This window comes from Bacillus sp. RO1, from assembly GCF_012524115.1.
Taxonomy (GTDB): Bacteria; Bacillota; Bacilli; order Bacillales; family Bacillaceae_I; genus Sutcliffiella_A.
Map to the genome: position 1 here is coordinate 1 of NZ_JAAZWB010000036.1, position 25965 is coordinate 25965.

General features: G+C 40.7%; 24 protein-coding genes and 4 riboswitches. Of the genes, 14 read left to right on the forward strand and 10 right to left on the reverse strand.

Annotated elements, in window-relative coordinates; all coding sequences use genetic code 11:
- Positions 1-270: 270 nt before the first annotated feature.
- The 3 genes from HC179_RS02910 to HC179_RS02920 form a co-directional block, all read right to left on the reverse strand.
- Positions 271-1314 carry a ribonucleotide-diphosphate reductase subunit beta gene (locus tag HC179_RS02910; RefSeq protein ID WP_168862973.1) on the reverse strand — a complete coding sequence of 348 codons (1044 nt, stop codon included), beginning with the start codon at positions 1312-1314 and terminating at the stop codon, positions 271-273.
- 46 nt (positions 1315-1360) lie between these two features.
- Positions 1361-3622, reverse strand: a complete 2262-nt coding sequence (locus tag HC179_RS02915) for a ribonucleoside-diphosphate reductase subunit alpha (RefSeq protein WP_168862975.1) — start codon at positions 3620-3622, stop codon at positions 1361-1363.
- A 393-nt stretch (positions 3623-4015) separates the two neighbouring features.
- Positions 4016-4211: riboswitch (cobalamin riboswitch) on the reverse strand.
- A 165-nt stretch (positions 4212-4376) separates the two neighbouring features.
- A complete protein-coding gene (locus tag HC179_RS02920) occupies positions 4377-5204 on the reverse strand; it encodes an STAS domain-containing protein (protein ID WP_168862976.1) in 828 nt (275 codons plus the stop codon).
- A 167-nt stretch (positions 5205-5371) separates the two neighbouring features.
- Between HC179_RS02920 and HC179_RS02925 the strand changes: the two genes are divergently transcribed.
- Positions 5372-6274, forward strand: a complete 903-nt coding sequence (locus HC179_RS02925) for an aldo/keto reductase (RefSeq protein WP_168862978.1) — start codon at positions 5372-5374, stop codon at positions 6272-6274.
- A gap of 336 nt (positions 6275-6610) precedes the next feature.
- Here the strand turns inward: HC179_RS02925 and HC179_RS02930 are convergent, their stop codons facing one another.
- Complete coding sequence (locus HC179_RS02930) at positions 6611-6841, reverse strand: hypothetical protein (RefSeq protein ID WP_168862980.1); 231 nt, start codon at positions 6839-6841, stop codon at positions 6611-6613.
- A gap of 316 nt (positions 6842-7157) precedes the next feature.
- Between HC179_RS02930 and HC179_RS02935 the strand changes: the two genes are divergently transcribed.
- A complete protein-coding gene (locus HC179_RS02935; protein ID WP_168863006.1) occupies positions 7158-8408 on the forward strand; it encodes a dicarboxylate/amino acid:cation symporter in 1251 nt (416 codons plus the stop codon).
- 42 nt (positions 8409-8450) lie between these two features.
- Here HC179_RS02935 and HC179_RS02940 read toward each other — a convergent pair whose 3' ends face one another.
- The 6 genes from HC179_RS02940 to ade all read right to left on the reverse strand — a co-directional run bounded on the left by HC179_RS02940 (position 8451) and on the right by ade (position 13069).
- The gene (locus HC179_RS02940) at positions 8451-8765 is read right to left on the reverse strand and encodes a DMT family transporter (RefSeq protein ID WP_168862982.1); all 315 of its coding nucleotides are present in this window, start codon (positions 8763-8765) and stop codon (positions 8451-8453) included.
- Between the two features lies 1 nt (position 8766).
- Positions 8767-9123: a DMT family transporter gene (locus HC179_RS02945; protein WP_168862983.1), complete on the reverse strand. Its 357-nt coding sequence runs from the start codon at positions 9121-9123 to the stop codon at positions 8767-8769.
- Between the two features lie 2 nt (positions 9124-9125).
- Positions 9126-9719: a TetR/AcrR family transcriptional regulator gene (locus HC179_RS02950; protein WP_168862984.1), complete on the reverse strand. Its 594-nt coding sequence runs from the start codon at positions 9717-9719 to the stop codon at positions 9126-9128.
- A 364-nt stretch (positions 9720-10083) separates the two neighbouring features.
- The gene (locus HC179_RS20880; RefSeq protein ID WP_205825202.1) at positions 10084-10533 is read right to left on the reverse strand and encodes a hypothetical protein; all 450 of its coding nucleotides are present in this window, start codon (positions 10531-10533) and stop codon (positions 10084-10086) included.
- 133 nt (positions 10534-10666) lie between these two features.
- On the reverse strand, positions 10667-11182 hold the full coding sequence (locus HC179_RS02960) for a universal stress protein (protein ID WP_168862985.1): 516 nt from the start codon (positions 11180-11182) through the stop codon (positions 10667-10669).
- Positions 11183-11299: 117 nt separating this feature from the next.
- Complete coding sequence (gene ade / locus HC179_RS02965; protein ID WP_168862986.1) at positions 11300-13069, reverse strand: adenine deaminase; 1770 nt, start codon at positions 13067-13069, stop codon at positions 11300-11302.
- A 44-nt stretch (positions 13070-13113) separates the two neighbouring features.
- Positions 13114-13215: riboswitch (purine riboswitch) on the reverse strand.
- A gap of 260 nt (positions 13216-13475) precedes the next feature.
- Between ade and HC179_RS02970 the strand changes: the two genes are divergently transcribed.
- From HC179_RS02970 to HC179_RS03025, 12 genes are all read left to right on the forward strand, one after another.
- A complete protein-coding gene (locus HC179_RS02970; RefSeq protein ID WP_168862987.1) occupies positions 13476-15509 on the forward strand; it encodes a transglycosylase domain-containing protein in 2034 nt (677 codons plus the stop codon).
- A 124-nt stretch (positions 15510-15633) separates the two neighbouring features.
- Positions 15634-16599 (forward strand): quinone oxidoreductase family protein, encoded by a 966-nt coding sequence (locus HC179_RS02975; RefSeq protein WP_168862988.1) that lies wholly within the window; start codon positions 15634-15636, stop codon positions 16597-16599.
- Between the two features lie 133 nt (positions 16600-16732).
- The gene (locus HC179_RS02980; RefSeq protein WP_168862989.1) at positions 16733-18013 is read left to right on the forward strand and encodes an MFS transporter; all 1281 of its coding nucleotides are present in this window, start codon (positions 16733-16735) and stop codon (positions 18011-18013) included.
- A gap of 74 nt (positions 18014-18087) precedes the next feature.
- Positions 18088-18194, forward strand: a riboswitch (TPP riboswitch).
- A gap of 102 nt (positions 18195-18296) precedes the next feature.
- Positions 18297-18980: a thiaminase II gene (tenA, locus tag HC179_RS02985; RefSeq protein WP_168862990.1), complete on the forward strand. Its 684-nt coding sequence runs from the start codon at positions 18297-18299 to the stop codon at positions 18978-18980.
- A 13-nt stretch (positions 18981-18993) separates the two neighbouring features.
- Positions 18994-19575, forward strand: coding sequence for an ECF transporter S component (locus tag HC179_RS02990; RefSeq protein ID WP_168862991.1), 582 nt, complete (start codon positions 18994-18996; stop codon positions 19573-19575).
- A 9-nt stretch (positions 19576-19584) separates the two neighbouring features.
- Positions 19585-21042: an ABC transporter ATP-binding protein gene (locus HC179_RS02995; protein ID WP_168862992.1), complete on the forward strand. Its 1458-nt coding sequence runs from the start codon at positions 19585-19587 to the stop codon at positions 21040-21042.
- On the forward strand, positions 21023-21817 hold the full coding sequence (locus HC179_RS03000) for an energy-coupling factor transporter transmembrane component T family protein (RefSeq protein ID WP_168862993.1): 795 nt from the start codon (positions 21023-21025) through the stop codon (positions 21815-21817). Before HC179_RS02995 ends, HC179_RS03000 begins: the two co-directional genes overlap by 20 nt.
- 60 nt (positions 21818-21877) lie before the next feature.
- Positions 21878-21984, forward strand: a riboswitch (TPP riboswitch).
- Positions 21985-22211: 227 nt separating this feature from the next.
- Positions 22212-22826, forward strand: coding sequence for a thiazole tautomerase TenI (tenI, locus tag HC179_RS03005; protein ID WP_168862994.1), 615 nt, complete (start codon positions 22212-22214; stop codon positions 22824-22826).
- Positions 22823-23953 (forward strand): glycine oxidase ThiO, encoded by a 1131-nt coding sequence (gene thiO / locus HC179_RS03010; protein ID WP_168862995.1) that lies wholly within the window; start codon positions 22823-22825, stop codon positions 23951-23953. The genes tenI and thiO overlap by 4 nt, the downstream gene beginning before the upstream one ends.
- 3 nt (positions 23954-23956) lie before the next feature.
- Positions 23957-24160: a sulfur carrier protein ThiS gene (gene thiS / locus HC179_RS03015; protein ID WP_168862996.1), complete on the forward strand. Its 204-nt coding sequence runs from the start codon at positions 23957-23959 to the stop codon at positions 24158-24160.
- A gap of 1 nt (position 24161) precedes the next feature.
- Positions 24162-24929: a thiazole synthase gene (locus HC179_RS03020; RefSeq protein WP_168862997.1), complete on the forward strand. Its 768-nt coding sequence runs from the start codon at positions 24162-24164 to the stop codon at positions 24927-24929.
- A complete protein-coding gene (locus tag HC179_RS03025) occupies positions 24929-25957 on the forward strand; it encodes a thiazole biosynthesis adenylyltransferase ThiF (protein WP_168862998.1) in 1029 nt (342 codons plus the stop codon). Before HC179_RS03020 ends, HC179_RS03025 begins: the two co-directional genes overlap by 1 nt.
- The last annotated feature ends 8 nt before the right edge of the window (positions 25958-25965 follow it).

The following is a 25965-nucleotide window of genomic DNA, read 5'->3' on the forward strand; positions in this document are numbered from 1 at the left end:
CTGCGGGGTCTCCACCTAGCGCTATCTCCCTCAGGACAAGGAAGGCTTCGGCAGCGAAACATCGCACGAAGAAAATGCGTAGCATTTTCGAGGAGTCTTCGCCTTTTGCTCCAATCCACAGCTCGAATTTACAAAATACTATATAATATCAGTTTTTCAGTGGCCTTCTCCGTTGCGGGGTCTCACCTGTCCCTTCCTTCCGCGGGCGACTACGCGCCTTCCACTCTAATCAACTAGGGTATTTTATACACCACTAGTTTTTCTTATTCTTTATAATTCATCAAATCCGTTGTCCACTACGTTTACTTTTGTGTATTGTCTGGATTTTTGTTCAAAGAAGTCGGATTTTCCTAGGTCGACGTCTTCGTAAGCTTTGATCCACTTTAATGGATTTGTGCGGTAGCCTTCAAAAGGGCGCTCGAAACCAAGTTGATGGGCACGAACGTTGGCATAAAATTTAATATAAGCCTCAACATCTTCCAGTTCAATTCCTGCAAACTGATTTCCGATAATATGTCTAGCCCATTCAATCTCCAGTTGTGCCGCCTGTTGAAAAGTCTCCTCCACAAATAGTTCCAGACTTTCTGTGTTGTGTTCTGGATATTCTTGAAGGACCTCTTTGAAGATTTTCACAAACAAATCTACGTGAATTTGCTCATCCCTGTTAATGTAATTGATCATCGTACTGGAAGAGACCATTTTTTGATTTCTCGCCAAGTGATAAAAAAATGCAAAGCCCGAATAGAAGAATAGGCCTTCCAAAATAACATCATACACGATGGATTTTAGCAAATTTTCTACCGAGGGTGTTTCAGAAAATGCTTTGTAACCATCTGTAATAAAGTCATTTCTTTTTCGAAGGATGGGTTCTGTTCTCCAGTATTCAAACACCTCTTCTTGCTTCTTTCTCGGCACAAGGCTTGATAGGACATAGGAGTAGGAATGGTTATGGATTACCTCTTGCTGAGCTAGCATAATCATTAGGGCATTAAGACTGGAATCGGTCAAATAGTCCGCCACTTTGCCTGCATAGTCTGTCTGAATGCTGTCAAGAAGTGCAAGGAGTCCGATAATTTTTAAGAATGCCTCCTGTTCCTGAGGGGACAGGTGAGGAAACTGCTTGATATCTTGGGACATATTGATTTCAAAAGGCGACCAAAAGTTGGCGAGCATTTTTTTATATTTTGGATAAGCCCATGAAAATGCGACATCGTCCCAATTTAAGACATTGGAGCTTTTTCCGTTTATTATTTTGGTCGATCTATTTGGTGCTTCCACATCCATTAAGATGCGTGTTTTTAGGTGAGCATTCATTTTTCATTCTCCTTTTTAGATTGCTGCAGTCACAATTGATAACGAACTAACTTGAACATGATTCACATTCCTCTAATTCAGAAGAGGTGGATCGCACGTAGTAGGTTGTTTTCAATTTTTGCCTCCATGCATCAAGGTGAAGTTCAAGAAGAGCTTTGGCCTTCACAGTGTTCGTAACATACAGATTAAAGGATATGGCTTGGTCGATATGTTTTTGCCTTGCTGCATTCTGGGCAATGCTCCAATGCTGATCAATATGATAAGCCGATTTATAAAACCAGGTTGTTTCTGCATTGAGGTCAGGTGCTGTAACTGGAATCTTGTAGTCTTTTTTCTCTTCTGAATACACCTTAAGGAAGATTGGATCAATGCTAGCAGTGCTACCGGCAATGATGGATGTGGTCGCATTGGGGGCAACCGCCATTAAATAACCGTTTCGTACCCCGTAACTAGCTACCTCAACTTGTAGTTTTTTCCAATCTAAATCTGAGTCTGTCCCATAATTTCGTTTATTGAAGTAGTCACCGGTTTGCCAATCAGAACCTTCAAATGCAGGATAAGATCCTTTTTCTTTTGCGAGAAGTGAGCTAGCTTGGATTGTGTAATAAGCAATTTTTTCGTAAAGCTCGTTTGCATAGTGCACTGCCTCGGTTGATTCCCATTTAATCCCTTCTAGGGCTAACAAATGATGCCAACCGAATGTCCCCAATCCAACGGCACGATATTTTTCATTGGTCATCTTTGCCTGTAGTACAGGTATAATATTTAAATCAATAACATTATCAAGCATCCGAACCTGAATGGGAATAAGTCGTTCCAGTTGGCCTTCTATTACAGTCCGAGCAAGGTTAATGGAAGATAAATTACACACAACAAAGTCTCCTGGGGTTTTAACAGTTATGATAGAGCCGTTCTCTATATATTGCGTTTTTGTTGTAGTGGCACTTTGATTTTGTGTGATTTCTGTACATAAATTCGTGCAATAGATCATTCCTTTATGATGGTTTGGATTCATTCTGTTCACTTCATCACGATAAAACATGAATGGACTGCCAGTTTCCAGTTGCCCCTTCATGATTGCTTTCATTATCTCAATAGCCGGCACTTTTTCTTTTGGGAGCGCTGGATGATTGACACATTCCTTATATTTTTCGCGGAAGCTGCCGCTACCTGTTTTCTCATCAAAATAGTCTTCTAGTGAATAGCCCATTAATTGCCTAACTTCATGTGGATCAAATAAATACCAGTCTCCTCTGTTTTCCACCTGCTCCATAAAAATGTCAGGGATGCACACCCCAGTGAAGAGGTCATGTGTACGCATACGTTCATCCCCATTGTTGAGCTTACTATCTAGAAAAGAAAAGATGTCTTTATGCCACACATCCAGATAGACTGAAATCGCTCCTTTTCGCTGACCTAGTTGATCAACACTTACGGCTGTATTGTTCAATTGTTTCATCCATGGAATCACTCCGCTTGAAACGCCTTTGAAACCACGAATATCACTGCCCCGACTCCGTATCTTTCCAAGATAAACACCTAGACCACCTCCGGATTTTGAAAGATTAGCAATGTCTGTATTACTGTCGTAAATTCCTTGTAAGCTGTCATCAACGGTATCAATAAAGCAGCTTGAGAGCTGGCCGTAAGTTTTTCCAGCATTGGCGAATGTAGGCGTGGCAACGGTCATATACAAATTGCTTAATGCCCAATAAGCTTCTTTCACGTAATGTAATCTGTTGTGCTCTTCTTTTTGCATAAGGGTCATGGCAATAATCATGAATCGTTCTTGAGGCAGTTCTAGTAAACATTTGTGATGATCTCTTGTTAAATAACGGTCAGCTAACGTTTTAAGTCCAATATAGGTAAATAGTTTATCTTTTCCAGGTTCAATGACAGCCTCTAATTCATTAATTTCTTCAGGTGTGTAAGCTTTTAGAATCTGAGTTTGATAGATTTTTTGTTCTGTTAAGCTTTTGATTAATGAATAAAAATCGGTATAAGGCTTAGAGATTTTCCTGTTTTGACACACTTCTTGCTGAAGCTTTTGTGATAGTAGCCGTGAAGCAACATAGGTCCAGTCTGGTTCAAGTTCGTCCACATGATTGAGAGCTTCTAGAATTAGTTGGTTTGCAAGTTCATGTTGATTCGATTGATGGAGCAGTTTATCCATAATCTTTGTAGCTTTCTGTAAAAATGCGTTCGTATCTAACATTGGAAACTCTGACAAAACAGTTTCTATAAGTCTCTGGTAATCTTGAAGATTAGATGCATTTTCTATCTGTCCAGTCTTGGTATGTACGGTCATTTTTTCCACGCTCCACTTCGTTTAAAATAGGCTCTGTTAAACACCGCTGTTGATTTCCGCACTAGGCTTCGCTTTCCTAGGGGCGTTTGGGGAGCCTCCTCGGAAAAGCGCCTGCGGGGTCTCCCCTAAACGCTATCTCCCTCAGGAGTCTGCGCCTATTGCTCCAATCAACAGCTAGGTTGCTGCAAAAATCAACAATATGCTTTAACAGAGCCTTAAAATAAAAAAATCCACTCAATGGTTGAGTGGATCAAACGATCATAGATAGAAGGAAAGAATGCAGGGAGGGGTTAATAAGGATATAGGTGAATGTATCACCAAAAATCAAAGAAACCCTGTTCTGCTTTTACCATGTTCTATGTATCGTTTCATCTTCTCAACTCCCGAAGAAAAGAAACTAAATCGGTAAAGGCAGGTCTCCTGACTCGTGCTTCTTCCTATTCTGAGCCTTCCCATACAAGAGCCGTTAAGCGTTCATGTACAGTGGTTTCTCAAAATCGTCTGCACTTACAGTTGCGGGGACAGTCCCGGATTCTCACCGGCTTCCCTATTAAGTCTATAAAAAGACACCTTTAACGTAGAATGTTGAAATACTATATGTAGTTATGGTTTCGCTAAAATCAATCTATATATGGTGTTGGATAGAATGATAGTACTATCATAAAGGAATCACAAACAAATGGCAAGACATTTTTGGAGGGTTCGACGAGAAGGTGGAAAAACCTGCCGGGGTCTGACCCCCGGCAGGTTTTTTTTATTGTTCCTGTAATACTTGCGCAATAGAACCGCAAATTTGAATGTCTTTAAGGTTGAGTCCTGAGTTGATGAACTGTAGGCTGAGTTCTGGTCGCAGGCCTGTTATGATTGGTGTGATGCCAATTAGTTTGAGAGATCGAATCAGCAGGTCCATGGTGTGCAAAACGGTTCCGTCTAAACGATAAACACCTGAAAAGTCAATAATAAGGTTGGATATTGAAAGGTTCTTACTTTTTTCCAGTGTTTCTTCTATCAATATCCCAGCGCGAACCTCATCAATTTCTCCGACAAGCGGCAGCACCCCTAACCCTTTTTGTAAAGGGACTATTGGAATGGATAGTCGAATGTAAGTAGCTTTTGTTTCTAACATTTTCTGTTCAGTAGCAATGGAGAAGGCATGACTGAATCCATAGACGATAATATTAAAGATTTCATCTATTAGGATAAAAATATCTGTAATTTGGTTCATGTTAAACCCGTCTTTAAAACCTTCTCTTTGAATAAAGGCCCATAGACATTTTTTATATAACGTCATATTAGAAAGTGTTTCTTCCAGTGATCCGCCAGACTTCACAGACATAAATCCTACAGATTCTCCCCATTCTTTGGCACGGTCTAAAACTTTATTTTTAGGGTCTTGGACATATTCGCCCAAGAATACTAATAATGTTCGGAAGATTTCCTTGATCTGAGCCTCAATTGCTTCATCTCTATATTGCGGTACATTAGGATAAGCATTTTGAATTTCCAATAGCATGCTAGCAGCTACTTCATTCTTCATATCTATTAATTTTTGACCTATAAGGAAGTGGGACGTCTTAGTCATGGTAAGATCCTTTCTTAATTCAAGTTGTATTTTATTTTCTATTTTAATTTAAAGTCCCAAAGATGTATATCTTTTAATAGGTAAGAATAGGAAATGAGCAGTATTTTTGGCTAATTGTACTTAAAAGAGGTATAATTTCTTATTATTAAATTTATAGGAGTGTTAATATGGAAAGAGTTCAGTTAGCAGAAGATGTTTCCCTTTCTAGAATTGTTCATGGAATGTGGCGATTGAATGATTGGGGTTACAGCAAGGAAGAGGTTGTGGATTTTATAGAAAACTGTTTGGATCTTGGCGTTACGAGCTTTGATCATGCAGATATTTACGGCAATTACACAGTGGAAGAGAAATTTGGCGAAGCACTCGCATTAAAGCCATCCTTAAGAGAAACGATTGAAATAGTGACAAAGTGTGGAATCAAGTTGATTTCCTCCAATAGACCTGAGCATAAAATTAAATATTATGATACAAGCAGAGAGCACATCATCCAATCTGCAGAACGATCATTAAGAAATTTCCAAACCGACTATATTGATGTCTTATTAATACATAGACCAGATCCAATGATGGACCCAAGTGAAGTAGCTGAGGCATTCGCTCAGTTAAAAAGGGAAGGAAAGGTAAAACGTTTTGGCGTATCCAACTTTGCTCCTTCACAATTTAAGATGCTTAGCTCCTACTTAGATGAACCGTTAGTTACAAATCAAATTGAAATTGCGGCTACTCACTTGGAACACTTTGAAAAAGGTACTATTGAACAGTGCCAAATGGACCGAATTTCTCCAATGGCATGGTCGCCTCTAGGCGGAGGAAGTATCTTCACTAGTACAGATGACAATGTTAATCGAGTGAGGAATGTGATAGAGAAAATACAAGCTGAAACTGGTGCTACATCAATGGACCAAGTGCTATATGCTTGGTTATTAACGCATCCTGCTAAAATTATTCCAATAGTTGGCTCTGGAAAGCTAGAAAGAGTAAAGTCTGCGGTGTCATCATTGAATATCCAACTTTCTAAACAGCAGTGGTTTGAGATTTTAGAAGCGTCTAAAGGTAAAGAAGTAGATTAACTTTCATTATATTTTAATAATAAGCTCTGTTAAACAACGCTGTTGATTTCCGCACTAGGCTTCGCTTTCCTAGGGGCGGTTTGGGGAGCCTCCTCGGAAAAGCGCCTGCGGGGTCTCCCCTTAACGCTATCTCCCTCAGGACAAGGAAGGCTTCGACAGCGAAACATCGCACGAAGAAAATGCGTAGCATTTTCGAGGAGTCTTCGCCTATTGCTCCAATCAACAGCTGGGTTGCTGCAAAAATCAACAATATGCTTTAACAGAGCCTAATAAAAAAACCAGGACCATTGTCCTGGTTTTTTATGTAGGAAATACCATTAATTTACTGGGGTACCATTAAAATTTTAACTGATTGTTTCGTTTTTTCATGTGTTTTTTATAGATATCCGAGAAAAACATCATTCCTATAAAACCAAAAATCACGTAGGATAAATTAAAATACAATGCTGGATCAATTCTAATATGATCTCCACCTGCAGCAACTTTAATTATTTGATATGAATCTAAAGCCAGTTTTGCAACAATAAGAACAAATATCGCAACGATTACCCTCCAAAGTAGTTTCATTTAAACCCCTCCATTAATTGCATGAAAAATTTTCTATTTGTAAATGCTATAAAAGTTAAAATAGTGGGTAATTAAAAATAGAAATCAGTTGTTAAATATATCAAAATTCTAAAAGGAAAACAACCCGACTTTCGGTCTTTTTATTGTGTATTATAACAGGTGTAAGGAAAATGGTCTATCATAAATCACTTTACATAAATAAAAATACACCGTAGAATGAAAAAAGTCGCCTTTTGTCGATTCGAAAGGGGAAGTCTCCGGTGTTTGAAAAGAGAAATTTTATTAGTATAACAAAAGGGAGGGTTTCGATGTGAAAATGACATTGACTAAGAAAATAATTATTGGTCTTATTTTAGGTATTCTAGTTGGTCTTGCATTAAACGTTTATGCACCATCTCTATTTGATCCATTGGATACATATTTATTTCAACCACTCGGAAAAATCTTTTTAAACCTCATTACAATGCTGGTTGTTCCAATCGTACTAATCTCCATTACACTAGGAGTGGTAGGACTTGGGGATACGAAAAAGCTTGGAAGTATCGGTCTGAAAACCATTCTTTTCTTCCTGATCACAACGTGCATTGCCATAACCATCGGACTTACACTTGCTTCTGTTATTCAACCGGGCCTTGCTGGTGACTTTGAAAGTATGTTAGTTGATGAATTGGCTGATGAGGATACACCAGAAAAAGCTCCTCCGGTTATGGAAACATTGTTAAACATAATACCAACAAATCCAATTAAAGCTATGGCAGAAGGGGAAATGCTGCAAATTATCTCATTTTCCGTCTTACTTGGATTTGCCATAAATGCTTTAGGAGAAAAAGCAGGTAAGGTAAAAACTTTGCTTGAACAAGCGAATGACATCGTAATGCTACTAGTGAATATTGTCATTAAAACAGCTCCTTATGGTGCATTTGGTTTAATTGCCTCAGCAGTCGGCGGACTAGGGTTAGATGCTATTAAAGCAATGGGAGCATACTTTTTAGTCGTCATTTTAGCTTTATTTATACATTTCTTTGTAACATATGGACTTGCTTTGTTTTTACTCGGGAAAATCAATCCTATTATTTTCTTTAAACGTTTTATTCCGGCTATGAGTGTCGCATTTAGTACATCTAGTAGTAACGCAACTTTACCGATGTCCATGGATGTCGCACAAGAAAACCTTGGTGTGCCAAAGAGGATCAGTAGCTTCGTACAACCTTTGGGTGCAACGATCAATATGGATGGTACAGCAATTATGCAAGGTGTTGCCACCGTGTTTATAGCTCAAGTATATGGTATTGATTTGACTTTGACCCAGCTTCTTACTGTCGTTGGCTTAGCCGTTGTGGCAAGTATCGGTACAGCTGGTGTTCCAGGAGTAGGATTCATCCTGCTTGCCATGGTACTTGGACAGGTCGGCCTTCCGGTTGAAGGAATTGCCTTAATATTAGGGATAGACCGTTTGCTCGATATGACTAGAACAGCTGTCAATATTACTGGAGATGCAGCTTGTGCATATATTGTGGCAAGATCTGAAGATGGAGAAGTTAAAATACCGAAAGAACAAAGAATATAAATCAAAAGCCATTCCAGATAGAAGATTTGGAATGGCTTTTTTTTATTGTGCTAACTTGAGACCAATAACACCTATTATGATTAATGAAAGCAAAAAAATACGAATTCTGTCTCTAGATTCATGAAAGAAAATCATTCCAAGAAGTACACTACCCGCCGAACCTATTCCTGTCCAGACAGCATAAGCAGTACCCATTGGAATATCTTTTAGGGCAAGGGAAAGAAAATAGAAGCTAGACAACCCAATTATAACAAAACAAATAGAAGGTAAAAGTCTTTTGAATCCTTCTGCTAATTTTAGCGATGCAACTGCCCCAATTTCACATATGCCAGCTATAGTAAGAAAAATCCACGCCAATCTATTTCCCCTCCTCTAACACTTCTGTTTCCGTTGTTTCATCAGAAGTAGTCATTTTTAATCCAATAATTCCAATTAACATAAGGCTTAGAAAAAACAGTTTGGAGGGGCTTGCTGATTCTCCAAAATATATTATCCCTACAATTGCTGTACCTGCTGCACCAAGTCCTGTGAAAATGGCATATGCAGTCCCTATTGGCAAAAATTTTAATGACTTAGAAAACAAGTAAAAACTAATTGCTAATGTAATTAGGGTTATTAGACTTGGCTTTAGTATGGTGAACCCTTCGGAAAACCTTAGCCCTATTACCCAAATGATTTCCAGTAAACCTGCGATAAAAATTAATATCCATTGCATGGCTACCTACCTCCTATCTCAGTTGCTAACCAAAAATGGTTAAAAGCATGCTCGACTTTCTTGTCGAATTCAGAACTCGAATAGAAGAAACGTTGAACAAACAATCCATCGATTAAACAATAATAAGCGTCAATTAGAGGTTCCAATGGTTGCGGAGGCATTTCACCATTGTGCTGTCCTATGGTAAAGATTTTAGACAAAATCTCAGTTGTATAGATTTCTGTTTGTAGAAATTGTTCATGGATGGATGAACGAAATTTTTCTTCTGGGAAAAGAAGAGTCCGTTTATACAATAGACCCAATGTTTCGTCTTTCCAGAAATCTACCATATTAGTTAGAAAGCGATACAACAATGCTCGTGTCGTACTCGACTCCAACTCTGCGGACTCAATGGTGACACGTTCGATAAAATTGTCCATTAGCTCTTGTAGAATTGTTATATACAGATCATCTTTATTTTTAAAATGAGCATACAGAGAAGGCTTTTTTATTCCAACTAGTGATGCTACCTCATTTAAAGATGTACCAAAATAGCCTTTTTGAGCAAAAAGCTGGAGTGCGTGCTGCTTTATGCGCTCTGCTGTTGAATTAGTCATTATTGTTTTCCCTCCTGAGCCTTAACTACCTACCGTTCGTTAGTTTGTTGTAAAACCATTATATGATAGCCAACTTAAACAATCAATGTGTTTTATATTGGATAAAGTGGGTACTTATTAGGTAAGAGATGAGGGAGGAATTGATGTGAATAAGAGGTTGAAGGCCAAGTTGGAGAAGAGGCAGGCTCTATTTAAATCCCAGACAGAGCATAGAGCCATTGGGAAAACAGAGCGCTTAGCAGCCTCACGACAAGGAGCTCAAAGCAATATACATCGGCTCACAACAAGAGAATCACAATAACAAAAACACACCGCAGTTGACTGTGGTGTGTTGCTATGTTGAATAGTCTATTTCTTTAAGGTATCAAACACATTGGAAAGAACGAATTCGATTAGAGTCTATTCCAAAGTACATCCAAGTAAAGAAGAACCAGCGATAACCAGCGACCGACCTTCTTCCAATAAAGGTAGGATAAAACCAGAATTGCTCCCCATTATTTAACCGAACCCATGTATAGCGGTATAAACATCCATAGAATGCACCTGGGTCCACTGCCAATGCTGTTGGGCCACCTGGTGCACCGAAACTAGTGGTTTGGGGTGGTGGAGTAGATGGTGGTGGACCTGGTGGTGGGCCACTTCCAGGACCTCCACCAGGACCTCCTCCAGGCGGTCCAAATCCAGGACCTCCACCAGGTCCTCCCGGTGGTCCAAATCCTGGCGGTCCACCAGAAGGTGGTCCAAAACCAGGTCCTTGCCCGCCACCGGGAGGCGGTCCGAATGGCGGAAAACTAAGTTGACGATAAGGATACATAGGATTGCTCCCTTCTAATAAATTCTCTATACGGTATGCAGGCGCCCAGAGGTTGGTGAATTATTAATTACCATAAAAAATATCAGATTCCAAAGTGGAACCTGATAGGTAGAAAGCAACTATAAATTTATGTCTATTTTGCAATTAGTACTGGGCATTTAGCCGTATTCGTGACTTTATCACTTACACTTCCGAGTATCAATTTCTTTAATCCTCCAAGCCCTCTGCTCCCTATAATGATTAGGTCATTTTCATTTGTGTCGGCATAGTTGCAAATGGTTTTTGCAGGATCTCCTTGCATTACTTCGACTGGTGCCTCCACTCTTTCTTGAGCTAGTAAGGAATGCACTTCGCTAAGTGATTGGGAGATGTAATCTTCATCGGCAGTAGCAACACGTTGCTGACTCGGTACTGTTTCTTTCACATTATTTGTATAAATATTCAATCCATCTACATTGCCCATTCCTCCCGCAGGAAGTGTGTCAGGTCTTGTAGCAGGTATTGGGACATTTACAGATGTTTCTTCTAAGACATGTAAAATGGTAAGGTGTGAGTGTAGCTTTTTTTTCATATCTATCCCCATTTGTACTGCTTTCAAGCTGCTCTTGGAACCGTCGTAGGCAATTAGGATATTGGTGAAAGTTTCCATTCTCCATCGTCTCCTTCTCCATTATTTTAAGTAAGCTTATTGTTGTAAATTAAGTACCCTAAGCAACAAGTTTTAAAACTAGGAAGAAGGGGTGGAGATTATGCCATACTTGTTCTACTAAGCTTGGATGGGAATATGCTCAAACTTTCTTACATCAAAAAGTCCTGTATCAGTCAACTTCAATTCTGGAATAACAGGAAGACTTAAAAAAGAAAGTGCAACAAAAGGGTTAAAGCTTTTTTGACTGCCGATGAGGTGAAGGGCATCGTGAAGCTCTTTTAAGGAATAAAGGGTATTCTCTGTAGTCATGTTGGCCATCAGGCCCGAAATCTCTAAGGGCAATGAGGCTATTACTTTTTCTTCACAAACCACCACCAAGCCTCCATTAATCTGTTCCATTGCCTTGACTGCAACTAACATATCTTCATCGCTGGTGCCAACTGTAACAATATTATGAGAGTCATGAGCTACAGTAGATGCTATTGCCCCATTCTTTATCTGAAACCCTTTAACAATTCCAAGACCAACATGCCCAAGACACTTGTGTCTTTCAATGACGGCGAGTTTTAATTGATCATTATCAATACTAGGAATAAATTCATCTTTATAGGTTGTCACATTTTCTTTTATGTGCTTCGTAACAAGGCTATTGGGAATGATTTCTATCATGTTGCATGGTTGATCGGTTCTCACACTTATTTTTAGGTCATTCTTATTAATAGGTTTCATGTTTACAGAGTTCTGTAAAAGATTTGGAACAGGAATGGGTGAGAGTGGGTCCTTTCCTTTTGTTCTTTTACCATTTTTATAGACATCTCTGATAGTGAAGTTCTCAAGGTCTTCGATGAATAATAAATCGGCACGATACCCTGGTGCAACCGCGCCTTTATCCGTTAAAGAGAAACATTCTGCCGCATTCAAAGTAGCAATTTGAATGGCTAGCAGAGGGTCAAGTCCTTCCTGAATGGAGATGCGGACATTATGATCAATGCTACCTTCGTTTACTAAATCATCAAGGTGCTTATCGTCAGTACAAAATAAAAAGCGTCTAGCATTTCGTTCATTTACAAGAGGGATTAAGGCTCTAACGTCTTTCGCGACAGTTCCTTCCCTCATCATGACATACATTCCGCGCTTAAGCCTTTCCTTTGCTTCTTGCGCCGTGACGCACTCGTGATCAGTTTTTATATTGGCGGATGCATAAATATTTATGTCTTCAGGAGAAAGGCCTGCGCCATGTCCATCGATTTTTTTATTATTCTTAGATGCCTGTGCCAATTTTGCGACCATGGCTGCGTTACCGTCACGGACTGCAGGAAAATCCATCACTTCGGCCAAACCGATAACTCTGTCATGTTCGTAAAATGGAGCAAGGTCTTCTGCTTGAATGGTGGCTCCATTATGCTCAAAGGATGTAGCGGGGACACAAGAAGGAAGCATGAAGAATACATCAACTGGGGCTTTCTCTGTAGCATCTAACATGAATTGTATCCCGGCAGTCCCACTTACATTTGCAATTTCATGAGGATCGGTCACAATGGTTGTGACTCCATGTTCTAATATTGTCTGGGTGAAATGGTGGGGATGTATCATAGAAGATTCCATATGAACATGACCATCAATAAGACCAGGGCAAATGAATGCGCCGTTAGCATCTACCACTTCATGCCCCTCATAATTGCCTAAGCCGATAATCATGCCGTCATTAATGGCAATGTCTGCTTCTATTATCTCTAAATTAAATACATCTATTATTCTGCCGTTCTTAATAACAAGGTCTGCTTTTGTCTTTTTTGCTGCTGCTTTTATCATAGATTCCAAGTTTAATGTCATTTTTTTCCCTCCAAAATAGATAAAACTCCAAGCAATAACTTGGAGTTCGACCATGGAGAATACCCCTCAATCTTTTTGCATTATTTTTGCAGTTACAATAAGAGGGTGGGGATTCTCGTAGTCAAACTCTTTACGGTAGTTTGGTAGAAACTTATGGACCATATCTCCAAGATTATACGAGTAGTTCTAAATGAGTATTTTTCCCATTATAGTGGGGTGGAGGAATTAACGTCAAGTCTATATTTATAGCCGGAAAATTTCGACTATGAGAATAGGGGTTCACTTTTGTTGAAAAAGGGTATGTAATAGTGTTTAAGTTGGAGGAATGGTATGATCTACAAAGATGAATGGCTTATACATAGTCTAATGTGGCCATTCTTTGAATATGCATGGCACCCTAAAAAAGAGGGGGTGGCATTCGAATTACTATAATTAGTTTTGTTGCATATAGGGGGTTCTTATGGCTGAAAGAGCAAGAAAGTATAAACGAAAAGTTAGCATGAGAGCGGTACTTCTTATTGCGGGGTTACTGGCTCTCATTATATTGCTTGGAATGCAATTATATATTAATACAAGGGACGTCAGTGCGCTGACAGACCCACTTCCACAATCATCGGTACTTTATGATAGGAATGGGGAAGTTGCAAGCAGGATTACATCTAATCAGATTGAAGGTGTCCCTTCAGATGAAATCCCGGAAGTGATGAAACAAGCGGTTGTAGCCGTTGAGGATCAGCGGTTTTATGAGCATGATGGGTTTGACTTTGTAGGTACCTTGCGTGCCCTCACCACAAATGTTAAAGCTGGAGGATACGTGCAGGGCGGAAGTACTATTACGCAACAACTGGCGAAAAACGTCTTTTTATCACATGATAAGACATTAAAAAGAAAAACGGACGAATTCTTCTTAGCAAAAAAGGTGGAAAAATCCTATTCGAAGGACCAAATCATCAGTTTATATCTTAATCAAATTTACTTTGGTGAAGGAGCATGGGGAATTAAACGTGCTGCAGCGGTCTATTTTGCAAAAGACCCGAAAGATCTGACACTTGCAGAATCTGCAACGTTAGCAGGATTAATTAAAGCTCCATCCGCGCTTTCTCCTTTAAATAATGAGGAACGCTCCATTCAACGAAGAAACTTGGTGCTATCACTTATGCATCAACAGGGATTCATCACAGCAGAAGAAGTGGAAGCGGCAAAAGAAGAGGAATTAAAACTTGAAACTAGACATGTAGATCCACATAAAGGGAAATACCCAAGCTTTACGGACTACATTATTGATGAGGCCGAAAGAATGTATGGCATCAGTGAGAGTGAACTACTTGCTGGAGGATATCGCATTTATACGACACTTGAACCTAAGGTGCAGGAAGCGCTTGAAAAAGTGTATGCAGATCCAGCAAATTTTCCTACCGGTAAGTCAGGAGAAGTGGCGCAAAGTAGTGGCGTTCTGCTTGATCCTAAAACAGGCGGAATTCTAGGAATGATTGGTGGCCGGGATTATCAGTTCCGTGATTTTAACCGGGCATCCAAGCTTAAGAAGCCACCAGGATCAACAGCAAAACCTTTGCTTGTTTATACGCCTGCCCTAGAAGAGGGCTATGATGTATACGACATGTTAAATGATTCTCCGACTGAGTTTGGTGATTACAAACCACAAAATCACACTTTGGATTACCGTGGTGAGGTTTCCATGTATGATGCAGTGTTGAATTCTTATAATATTCCTGCTGTTTCCCTGCTGTATGATATGGGAATACAAAAAGGAATGGATGCAGCGAAAAAGCTATATTTGCCGGTGGATGAAAAAGAAGATCGCAAACTCGGTAATATCGCTTTGGGTGGATTTCATGGAGTTTCCCCAAAACATATGGCTGAAGCGTATTCTGTCTATGCCAATAATGGGGAAATTATAGAATCACATGGAATTGTTAAAATAGAAACGGTAACAGGAAAAGAAGTAGCTTCTTTTGAAGAGAAAAAAGAACGTGTATTCTCAGAAGAAGCTGTACAAAAGATGAATTTCATGCTTAAAGGTGTTGTGGAAGAAGGAAGCGGGAAAAACGCCATCATAGATGGACGGGAAGTTGCAGGAAAAACAGGTTCTACTCAAACCGCTGATAATAATCACGGCGCTACTTCTAATCAATGGTTTGTTGGTTTCACTCCACAAATTGTTGGGGCATTCTGGATTGGGTTTGATAAAGAATCCGCTGAAAATGTCCTTCCAATCATCTCTGGAGCGGGGAGTCCGTCGGCCAAAGTCTTCCAACAGGTTGTGAGTGAAGCACTTGAAGGCGAGCCGGTGGAATCGCTTAATTTACCTGGAAACCTTCAGAAGAAGAAAGAACAAGCTAAGAAGGAACAGGAACAAGATAGAAAACGAGATGAATCCAAAAAAGAAGAGAAAAAGAGAGAGAAGAAAGACAAGAAAGACAAGAAAGAACGTAGTAAAAAGAAAGATCGAGATGATGACGATGACGACGATTAATAATGAACACCTTTCTCATGCATGGAGAAGGGTGTTTTTTTTTGCAACATTAAGCCTTTGTGTATAGTATGGTAATATAATTTACTTATCAATATATAAAACAAAAAAACAAAGAGGTGTCCCAATGAAAGCTCTAACGTTTAATAAATTTGGTGGTCCTGATGTATTACAGTATAGTGAAATCCCTCAGCCATCAATCGGTGATCACGATGTGCTTGTACAAACAAAGGCGATAGGCCTCAACTTTGCTGATATATACAGAAGAAAAGGTAACTATCATCTAGTGGGCGAGCCTCCTTATATTCTTGGATATGAAGGGGCAGGTATGGTTGTTAAAGTCGGTACATCCATAAAAGATATTAAGGTAGGTGACAGAATAGCTTTTGCAGATGTCCCGCATGCCAATGCAGAACTTGTTTCTGTTCCATATGACAAAGCAATTCCAATACCGGATGGAGTGACGTATGAACATGCTGCCTCTCTTTTGCTGCAAGGACTTACGGCGCATTATCTTGTACATGACAGCTATCAAGTGAAAAATGGGGATACAGTTCTTGTTCACGCTGCAGCCGGTGGTGTAGGACAATTACTGACACAGCTAGTGACAATCCTTGGAGGTACTTCCATCGGCCTTACTTCCACAACAGAGAAATCTGAAGTTGCAAAAAGGGCAGGGGCAAAAGAGGTATTGCTTTATGAAACATCATGGTCAGAAAAAGTAAAAGAATTAACAGCTGGAGAAGGTGTAGATGTCGTGTACGAATCGGTAGGTTCAACGTTTATGGATAGTTTCCAAGCCACAAGAATTGGAGGGACGGTTGTCTTTTTCGGAATGGCAGGAGGAGATCCAGTACATATTGATCCACGTATGCTTATGGATACTTCCAAGACGTTGACAGGCGGGGATTTGTGGAACGTGTTAAAGACTAGAGAAATACGAATGGAAAGAGCAGCTCAACTATTTCAATGGTTAAAAGAGGACAAACTGCGTATCGAATCTCCTACAATGTTCGCATTAGAGGACGGAGCAAAAGCCCATGAATTATTAGAGAGTAGGAAAAGTACCGGGAAAATTGTGTTGATTCCCTAACAAGTGTTTTTTTCAAAACCAAAACCACCTCCAACTCCACCTCCAGACGGAGAGAAATAGACCCAAAAGTCTGTTACCAATCATTACTAATTAAAGTAAGATTACCTTAAATAATGATTGGTGGGGGATAAAAATGAGAAATATGATGGAGATTTTCAAAAAACCAAATTACAGTTTGCTGTTCTGGTCTTCTTTTACATCAACCATGGGGAGTATTGTTGGCATTGCCGCTTTGATGCTGTATTTGTTGGACCGCTATACGGATCAGCCATTCTATGCCGCTTTGACGGAATTAATGTATTCCCTCCCGACACTCGCTGTATTCTTCCTAGTAGGGGTACTAGCAGATAGAATGGATCGTCAAAAGATTGCTGTCTACAGTGATGTAATCTGTGCTGTGTTGTCACTTGCTCTAATGGGTGCTATCTACATTGATTGGATGCCGCTGGTTTTTGCACTGCTGTTTTTAAGAAGTGCGGTATCTAAGTTCTTCCACCCGGCTCAAGCAGCAATTATACAAGGGATACTGACAAAAGATGAGTACACGGTTGCAGCAGGTTTGAATCAGATGACAAGCAGCTTGTTTATGTTGTTTGGTAACGCCCTTGGGATTTTCATTTACTGGACGGTTGGGCTTCAGGGAGCGATATTTGTATGCTTTGTCACTTATATGGTCAGTGCGATACTAATCCATGCGTGTAAATTAGAGGAAAATGTTGTCCTCCCCAATGGAAGGCACAAATTGAATCAACTAAATGTTAGGTTTGTGGCAAATGATTTTAAAGATGGGATGCTGTATATTTTAAAAAATCCTTTGTTGGTCTACCTTATCATTGGCTTCTTTGTTTTCGGAATTGTGAACGGTGGTCTCTCTGTTATGCCAGCCTATATACTTAAATATAAACTCGCTCCAACAGACTATGAGCAGCTTATGATGGTGATGGGAGTAGTATTTGGCATCTCGGTTATGGTCGGAAGCATTGTTGCCTCTATGTTGGCGAAAAAGCTTAAACTATATCAAATGGTTATCATAGGGTTAAGTATTTCTGGTGCATTTGTCGTGGCAAGTGGCTACAGCCCAGATATGTATTACTATTTGGCATTCACTGCTTTAATTGGCCTAGGTCTGCCTTTTGTCAACATTGGGATTGGTGGATGGTTACCAAGGATTGTAGATCCTAAAATGATGGGCCGGGTACAGGGCTGGATTACTCCTTTGATGATGTTGTCTCAATCTGTTACTCTCGGAGTTATTGCGTTGACTTTTCAAAAAATCCTTACAGTGGAAGGGCTTCATCTTCTTGTTGGTGGCTGTTTAATGTTTGTTGGGTTGTTCTATATGTTTACTTTGCCTAAACTTGCTACCGAAGAGGAAGAGACGACGGACGGATTAGAAAATTCTGCTTCTGTGTAAAATTAATCTTTGACAAATCAGAAAAAGCAAATTAATATAGGTATCATAAATTGCTTTCCGACAACTTTATACGAATTTACCACTAGGGGTGCCTTTATAAGGCTGAGATTGAAGTGTGACTTCAAGACTCTTAGAACCTGATCTGGTTAACACCAGCGTAGGGAAGTGGGGTCGAAACACTAAATTATTAATCTTCAGCTATATTAGTGAATCTACCACCTTCTTTGCGCAAGCGAGGAAGGTGGTTTTTTGCATTTACAAACAATCTTAGGAGGAATCGAGAATGAAATTTTCACAGCTTGTAAGAGAAAAGGCAAATCATATATGGGAGGCAAGCTTTCATCACCCATTTGTACAAGGGATAGCAGATGGAAACTTATCTTTAGAGTCGTTCAAGTATTATGTATTGCAGGATGCCTATTATTTGAGTCACTTTGCAAAAGTGCAAGCTTACGCAGGTGCAAAAGCATATGATCTACATACGACGGCACGGATGGCAGCACATGCACAAGGTACATACGAAGCAGAATTATCTTTACATGAAAACTTTTCAAAACGTCTTGGCGTGACAGAAGAGGAAAAGGCGGCTTTCAACGCAGCTCCTACAGCACACGCTTATACTTCCCATATGTATCGTGCCGTGTTGACCGGGGGGTTGGGAGAAGTGATTGCAGCCCTGCTCCCTTGCTACTGGTTATATTATGAAATTGGTGAAAGATTAAAAGATTGTACTCCAGCTGAACCTATCTATCAGGAATGGATTGCAGCATATGGTGGCGAATGGTTCAGGGAGCTTGTAGAGGAGCAAATCAATAGATTGGATGAGTTGGCAGACAAAGCCACAGAAGAAGAGAAAGCTAGAATGCTTGAATATTTCATCATCAGCAGCCAGTATGAATATTCCTTCTGGGAAATGGCCTACACTTTAGAGCAGTGGCCGGTAACAGAAACGGCAATAAAGGCATAGGAGGGGAAAGCATATGAACAAAGGATTAAAACTTACAGATATATTGGTGACAGTCATTATTGCATTGGTATTTGGGATTGTATATAAAATTTGGGCACCGGTTTATAACATGTTGGCGCCATTTGGATTGCAGCTTCAAGAGTTAACATATGGTATGTGGTTTATTGCCGCTACTGTTGCTTATCTTTTAATCAGGAAAGCTGGTGTTGCTTTTCTTGCGGAAGTGGCAGCCGCATCTGGTGAATTTTTGGTTGGTTCGGAATATGGATTGATGGTTCTGATATATGGCGTGATACAAGGCCTGTTTGCAGAATTGGTTTTCATGGCTTTCCGGTATAGACGGTTTGATTTGCTTGTCGCATCTCTTGCAGGTGCTGCAGCAGGTGTCGGCTCGCTGCTATTGGACCTTTTCAGAGGATACCTGTTTGATTATGTATGGTGGAATGTGGCATTGCTGATTTCTTTCCGTTTAATCGGAGCGGTGCTTTTAGCCGGAGGTCTTGCTTATATTTTGGTAAAAGCGCTGGAGGCAACGGGAGTAACAGGTCTCCTAAGACCAGTGAACAAGGATGAATATGATTCCTTAAGACAATAGGAGGCAGAAATGGAGCCAATCATACAATTAAACCATTTAAGACTGAAATATCCAGGTGGAGAACGGTTATTTGATGACTTGTCCATTGAAATTAATAAAGGGGAAAAGGTATTAATCCTAGGTCCCTCCGGAAGCGGTAAATCCACGCTTATTCAAGTTTTGGCAGGGCTGATTCCGAATGTGGTGGAAGTGCCGATGCTTGTAGAGGAACAAACTTTGTCAGAATCTTGGGGTTATGTCTTTCAAGACCCAGATGCTCAGTTTTGTATGCCGTATGTGGATGAAGAGTTAGCGTTCGTACTAGAAAACCTCGCTGTACCAAGAGAGAAGATGCAAAGCAGAATAGCCGAAGCTTTGAAACTGGTGGGTTTACACTTGTCTAATTCCCACACGAAAATACAACAACTTTCTGGAGGGATGAAGCAACGGCTTGCCATTGCTTCCGTCCTCTCCATGGAGCCAGATGTGCTCTTTTTGGATGAACCGACGGCGTTATTAGATCCAGAAGGTACCAGAGGAGTTTGGGACACCATTAAGAAAGTGGCAGATGATAAAACAGTCATCATCGTGGAGCATAAAGTGGAACACCTACTTGACTTTGTAGAGAGAATCATCGTATTAAATTCGCATGGGAAAATTGTTGCTGATGGCACAACGACAGATATATTTAACAATTACGCATCCTTATTAAACGAATATGGCATTTGGTATCCAGGTGCTTGGGAGAGTTATTTGGACAGAAGAAAACATATTTCAAAGGGTAACACAACGGGTGAAACGGTGTTAAAAGTAAAGGAACTGTCAGGCTTTCGTGGCAAGGAAAAAAAGATTTACGTGGACGAAGCGGAAATTTGTAAGGGCCAATGGATTTCCGTGATAGGGGCAAATGGGGCAGGGAAAAGCACCTTGCTCGAATCGTTCATGAAATTGTTAAAGACAGAAGGCACTCTTGAAATCAATGGAGAAAAGGTTCAAAACATTCCCACTGACCTGATTACCTTCGTTTTTCAAAACCCTGAATTCCAGTTTGTTACCAAATCAGTGGAAGAGGAAGTAGCTTATACACTCCGCCTAAAGAAAATGGACGAAAATTTGGTTTTAGAAAAGTGTGAGGAAATGTTGAGGCTTTTTCAACTAGAACACGTGCGTCAGCACCATCCTTATCAACTTTCCCTCGGCCAAAAACGCAGGCTGAGCGTTGCGGCAGCTGTCATTCACCAGCCGAGTGTCCTTCTGTTGGATGAACCGACATTCGGACAGGACAGCAGAAATACCTTTGCCATGCTCGAATGGTTGGAAGGATTAAAGGAAGCAGGCGTCGCAATCTTAATGGTCACCCATGATGAACATATTGTAGCAGAGTTTTCGGACACTATCTGGACAGTAAAAAATGGAGTACTAATAGATAAGAGGAGTAATAAAAGACTAAGAGGCAGGGGAGAAAAGGATGCAGTTGGAGCTATATAAAAACAAAACGTGGATGCATGAAATAAATCCAAGCTTCAAGCTTCTGGCGATGGTCCTTTTATTTATAGGTGTCCTGTTCATTCATAACATCAATGTGATGTTTAACTTAACCACAATACTTTTGTTAGTCTATCTATTAATGACGGGGCAAACCTATAAGCTGAAGCTTCTTTTATTGATCCCGTTTATTTTTTTATTTTTCACATCTGCAATCTCCATGGTGCTTTTTGGAAAGGGAAATACAATCTGGTTAGAATTTGGATTAATAAACGTATCGGAGGAAAGTTTCTATCGAGGAATTCACTTAGGTTTACGTTCCCTTGCATTTGCATTTTGCGGGCTGATATTCGCCTTGACCACCCAGCCTGTTTATTTATTTTATTCCTTAATGCAACAGTGGAAGCTACCGCCGAAATATGCTTATAGCTTTATGGCGGGTATCCGTCTTTTGCCGTTAATCATGGAGGAATTTCTTACCTTAAGGAAGGCGTTGATTGTAAGGGGAGTAGAGCAAAAGGGCAGTTTGTTGAAAAAGGTTTATTTTTACAGCATCCCTTTACTTTCTCAAAGCATCAGACGAGCACATCGAATTGCAGTGGCCATGGAAGCAAAGCGATTCAGTAATCAAAAGAATCGGACCTATTATTATGAGCTGGGCTATTCCCGAATGGATTTGTGGTTTATGTTATTAATCCTGTTGATGATTGCTTTGTCCCTTTATCTTGGCATTAGTCTACCTTATTTTCCGGTAACGGATGTCAGATTCAGCGGATAGTATGCATTTCTTTTGAAAATTAGGAATTGTGTGCTATACTGAAGCCATCAATTGAATAATTTGTAACACTAGGGGAGTCAATAGTGACTGAGATGGAAAGAGTGATTTCCAGACCCTTTGAACCTGATCTAGTTTGTACTAGCGTAGGGAAGTGGAAATGTTCTATCACTGTTGGCTATACTTACCACACATAGATGAGACCCACTCTTTACGTTAAAGAGTGGGTTTTTTGCTTTTTATAATGTTGCATTAGAATCCCGGTAGTGCAAGGTGTGAGACCCCTCAAGCGTTTCGAGGAGGCTCAAGCACCGCCCCTAGGAAAGCGAACACCTGGAACGGAAATCAACAGGAGTTAAACGGACATTTAAGACTTTTTTAAAAAGGGTGAGGATCTTTGCAATTACATCTTATTACCGATGGTAAAAAAACAAAGGAAGAGCTTGTAGCCATCTTGTGTAAAGTCAATGAGTCAGTGGATTTCATCCATATAAGAGAAAAACACCTAAGTGCAATGGAGGTCTTTGAACTGGTTGATGAGTTGATTAGATCTGGAGTCCGACCGGAAAAAATTATCATAAACGACCGAGTTGATGTTGCCCATGTGCTTAATGTCGGAGGAGTAAATCTGGCCTATCACAGTCTTGGAGTTTCTGAGATTTGCAGAAATTTTCCCGCCTTAAGGGTTGGTAAGTCTGTACATAGTTACGAAGAAGCAATACAGGCAGAAAGGGACGGGGCTGATTTTATCCTATACGGCCATATTTATTTGACCTCTTCCAAGAAGGGGTTGATACCTAAAGGTTTGATGGAATTAAGAAAACTAACAAAGTCTTTAAAGATACCCGTTATTGCCATAGGTGGAATAACTCCTGACAAACTAAAGGAACTTAGGGTTTCAGGGGCTGGGGGGATTGCGGTTATGTCAGGAATAATGGATGCAGAAGATAACGTTCATGCAGCGAATGCTTTTCAAGCAGCATTGCTCGCCGAAAAGGAGGAGATTGGATGAATAAAAGCCATGACGTAATTATTATTGGAGGTGGTGTAAACGGGTGTTCCATTGCTTATTACCTTGCTCGTGAAGGCAAAAGTGTATTGCTTTTGGAAAGGGAAAAGTTGGCGGGGAAGGCATCGAGTGCCGCAGCCGGCATGCTCGGAGCACAAGTGGAAGTGACGAGAGAAGGAGCACTTTTTGATATTGCAAAAGAAAGCAGGGCTATGTTTCCTTCGCTTCAATACGAATTGAAAGAGCAGTCGGGTATCGACATAGAGCTTGTGCAGAAAGGGATGCTGAAGCTTGCAAGGAATGAGGAAGAGGCTAGGAACCTGAGAAGTATGATTGCCTTCCAACAAAAATTAGGGGAGAGGGCAAAGTGGCTTGATAGGGAACAAGTAGTAGAAAGGGAAGGGCAACTTTCTCAAGCTTTATTGGGAGCAATGGATATTCCTATGGATGGTCATGTCAATCCCGAACGACTCACACAAGCATTTGCGAAATCAGCGGTCAACCTTGGAGCGGAAGTGAAAGAGTATGTAGAGGTGTACTCGCTAATCATGGATGGAAGTGCTGTTAGAGGTGTGGAAACCAACAACGGAGTTTTTTATGGGGAAAATATTGTAGTGGCAGCTGGTGCTTGGAGTAAAAGGCTGCTTGAGGAGTGTGGAGTGAGCATTCCTGCTTATCCAGTAAAGGGGGAGTGCTTTTCTGTCATCTCAGATCGACCATTGCTCACAAGTACTATTTTTACTGAAAGCTGTTACCTTGTTCCGAAGAGTGGAAACAGACTGGTTATAGGAGCCACGATGATACCTGACACTTTTTCTGAAAATGTTACTGTAGGGGGGCTTTTTCAGTTAATGGAAGAGGCTGCCGGTGTGCTTCCCGCTTTGAAAAGTGCCACTTTTGAACAATCCTGGTCGGGGATACGACCTCAAACGGGGGATGGCCTCCCATATCTCGGGCAGCATCCAAAGTTTAAGAATCTCATTATCGCAACCGGTCATTACCGTAATGGGATTTTGCTTTCACCTATCACAGGGAAACTTGTATCTATGATAATTAAGGGTGTGGCTATGCCAGGTTACATGGAAGCATTCAAGATAGATAGATTAATAGATTATGCAAGGGGTGAGTAGGAGATGAAGCTGATTATTAATGGTGACGCTATGGAAATTCCAGAATCCGTGAAGACTGTATCGGAATTGCTAGAGCATTTTCAACTGGATCAGAAGGTAGTCATAGTGGAAAAAAACAAAGAGATTTTACAAAAGGAACAACATGTAGTGGTAAGTGTGCAAAATGGAGATCAATTAGAATTAGTACATTTCGTAGGAGGCGGTTAATATGTTGAAAATTGGTACATATTCATTTAATTCCAGGTTGTTGTTGGGAACAGGGAAGTACCCAGACTTTGATATCCAAAAGCAGGCAGTGGATGTTTCCGGTTCGGAAATACTGACATTTGCGGTTAGAAGAATGAACATATTTGAAGCAAGTCAGCCAAATTTTTTGGAAAAGCTAGATTTGGAGAAATATACGTTGTTGCCGAACACAGCAGGTGCTAAAACGGCCGAAGAAGCTGTAAGGATTGCCAAGCTTGCGAATGCTTCTGGTCTGTGCGACATGATCAAGGTGGAAGTGATCGGTTGTTGGAAAACACTACTGCCAGATCCAGTAGAGACGTTGAAGGCCACGGAAGAACTATTAAAAGAAGGCTTTACAGTTCTACCATACACTTCAGATGATGTCGTGCTTGCTAGAAAACTAGAAGAGCTTGGTGCCCACGCCATTATGCCAGGCGCGTCCCCAATCGGCTCCGGACAAGGAATCATTAACGAATTGAACTTGGGCTTTATTATCGAACAATCCCATGTGCCGGTTATCGTGGATGCAGGGATAGGTTCCCCTGCAGATGCAGCGAAAGCCATGGAATTGGGAGCGGATGGAGTACTATTGAACACGGCCGTTTCAGCAGCAAAAGATCCTGTAAAAATGGCAGAGGCCATGAAACTTGCGATTGAAGCTGGGCGACTAGGATTTGAGGCTGGAAGAATGGAAAAGAAACGTTACGCGACAGCCAGCAGCCCAAGTGAAGGAATGAGTGTCGGGTAATGGACCGATATTCACGACAGACTCTGTTCGCACCGATTGGATTGGACGGCCAAAAAAGCATAGGTGACAAACATGTGTTGCTGATCGGTGCCGGGGCGTTGGGTACAGGAAATGCGGAAGCACTAGTAAGAGCGGGAGTCGGAAAGCTCACGATAATAGACAGGGATTATGTGGAGTGGAGCAACCTGCAACGCCAACAGCTTTATTCCGAGCAGGATGCACATAGAAAGCTTCCGAAAGCGGTGGCAGCAAAAGAGCGTCTGCAGCAAATAAATTCAGAAGTGGATTTAGATGCTCGGGTTGCGGATGTGACGACAGAACTGTTGGATACGCTAGTGAAAAATGAGAGTTTTGACCTGTTGCTTGATGCGACCGATAACTTTGATATTCGCATGATTATGAATGATATTAGTCAAAAGCATGAGATCCCTTGGATATATGGGGCGTGTGTGGGAAGCTACGGCATCACGTTTACCATTTTTCCAGGGGAAACTCCCTGCTTGCAGTGTTTACTGAAAACCGTTCCACTAGGAGGAGCAACCTGCGATACAGTTGGAATTATTACTCCTGCTGTGGGAATGGTAGTTGCGCATCAAGTTGCAGAGGCTTTAAAAATATTATCCGGGAACCTTGAAGACTGCAATCGAAAGCTTGTTTCCTTTGATCTGTGGAAGAATCAGTATGTCTCCTTGAATGTAGAAAAATTAAAGGACCCTAAGTGCCTAAGCTGTGGAGAAAATAGGATCTATCCCCATCTATCTTTTGAAAACCAGACGAAAACGGCCGTCTTATGCGGAAGAGACTCCGTACAAATAAGGCCTGCGGAAACTTTTTCTGGAGGTAGGAGTCTGAAGGGAGTTAAAGAACTTTTGTCTTCCCAAGGCATAAAGGTCGAAGCTAATCCATATTTGGTAGCTTTTCAAGTAGAAAGCCATCGCTTGGTAGCTTTCCAGGACGGTAGAGTGCTAGTTCATGGAACAAAAGATATTGCTAGGGCAAAAACATTGTATCACCGATATTTAGGTTAAGGGTGGGA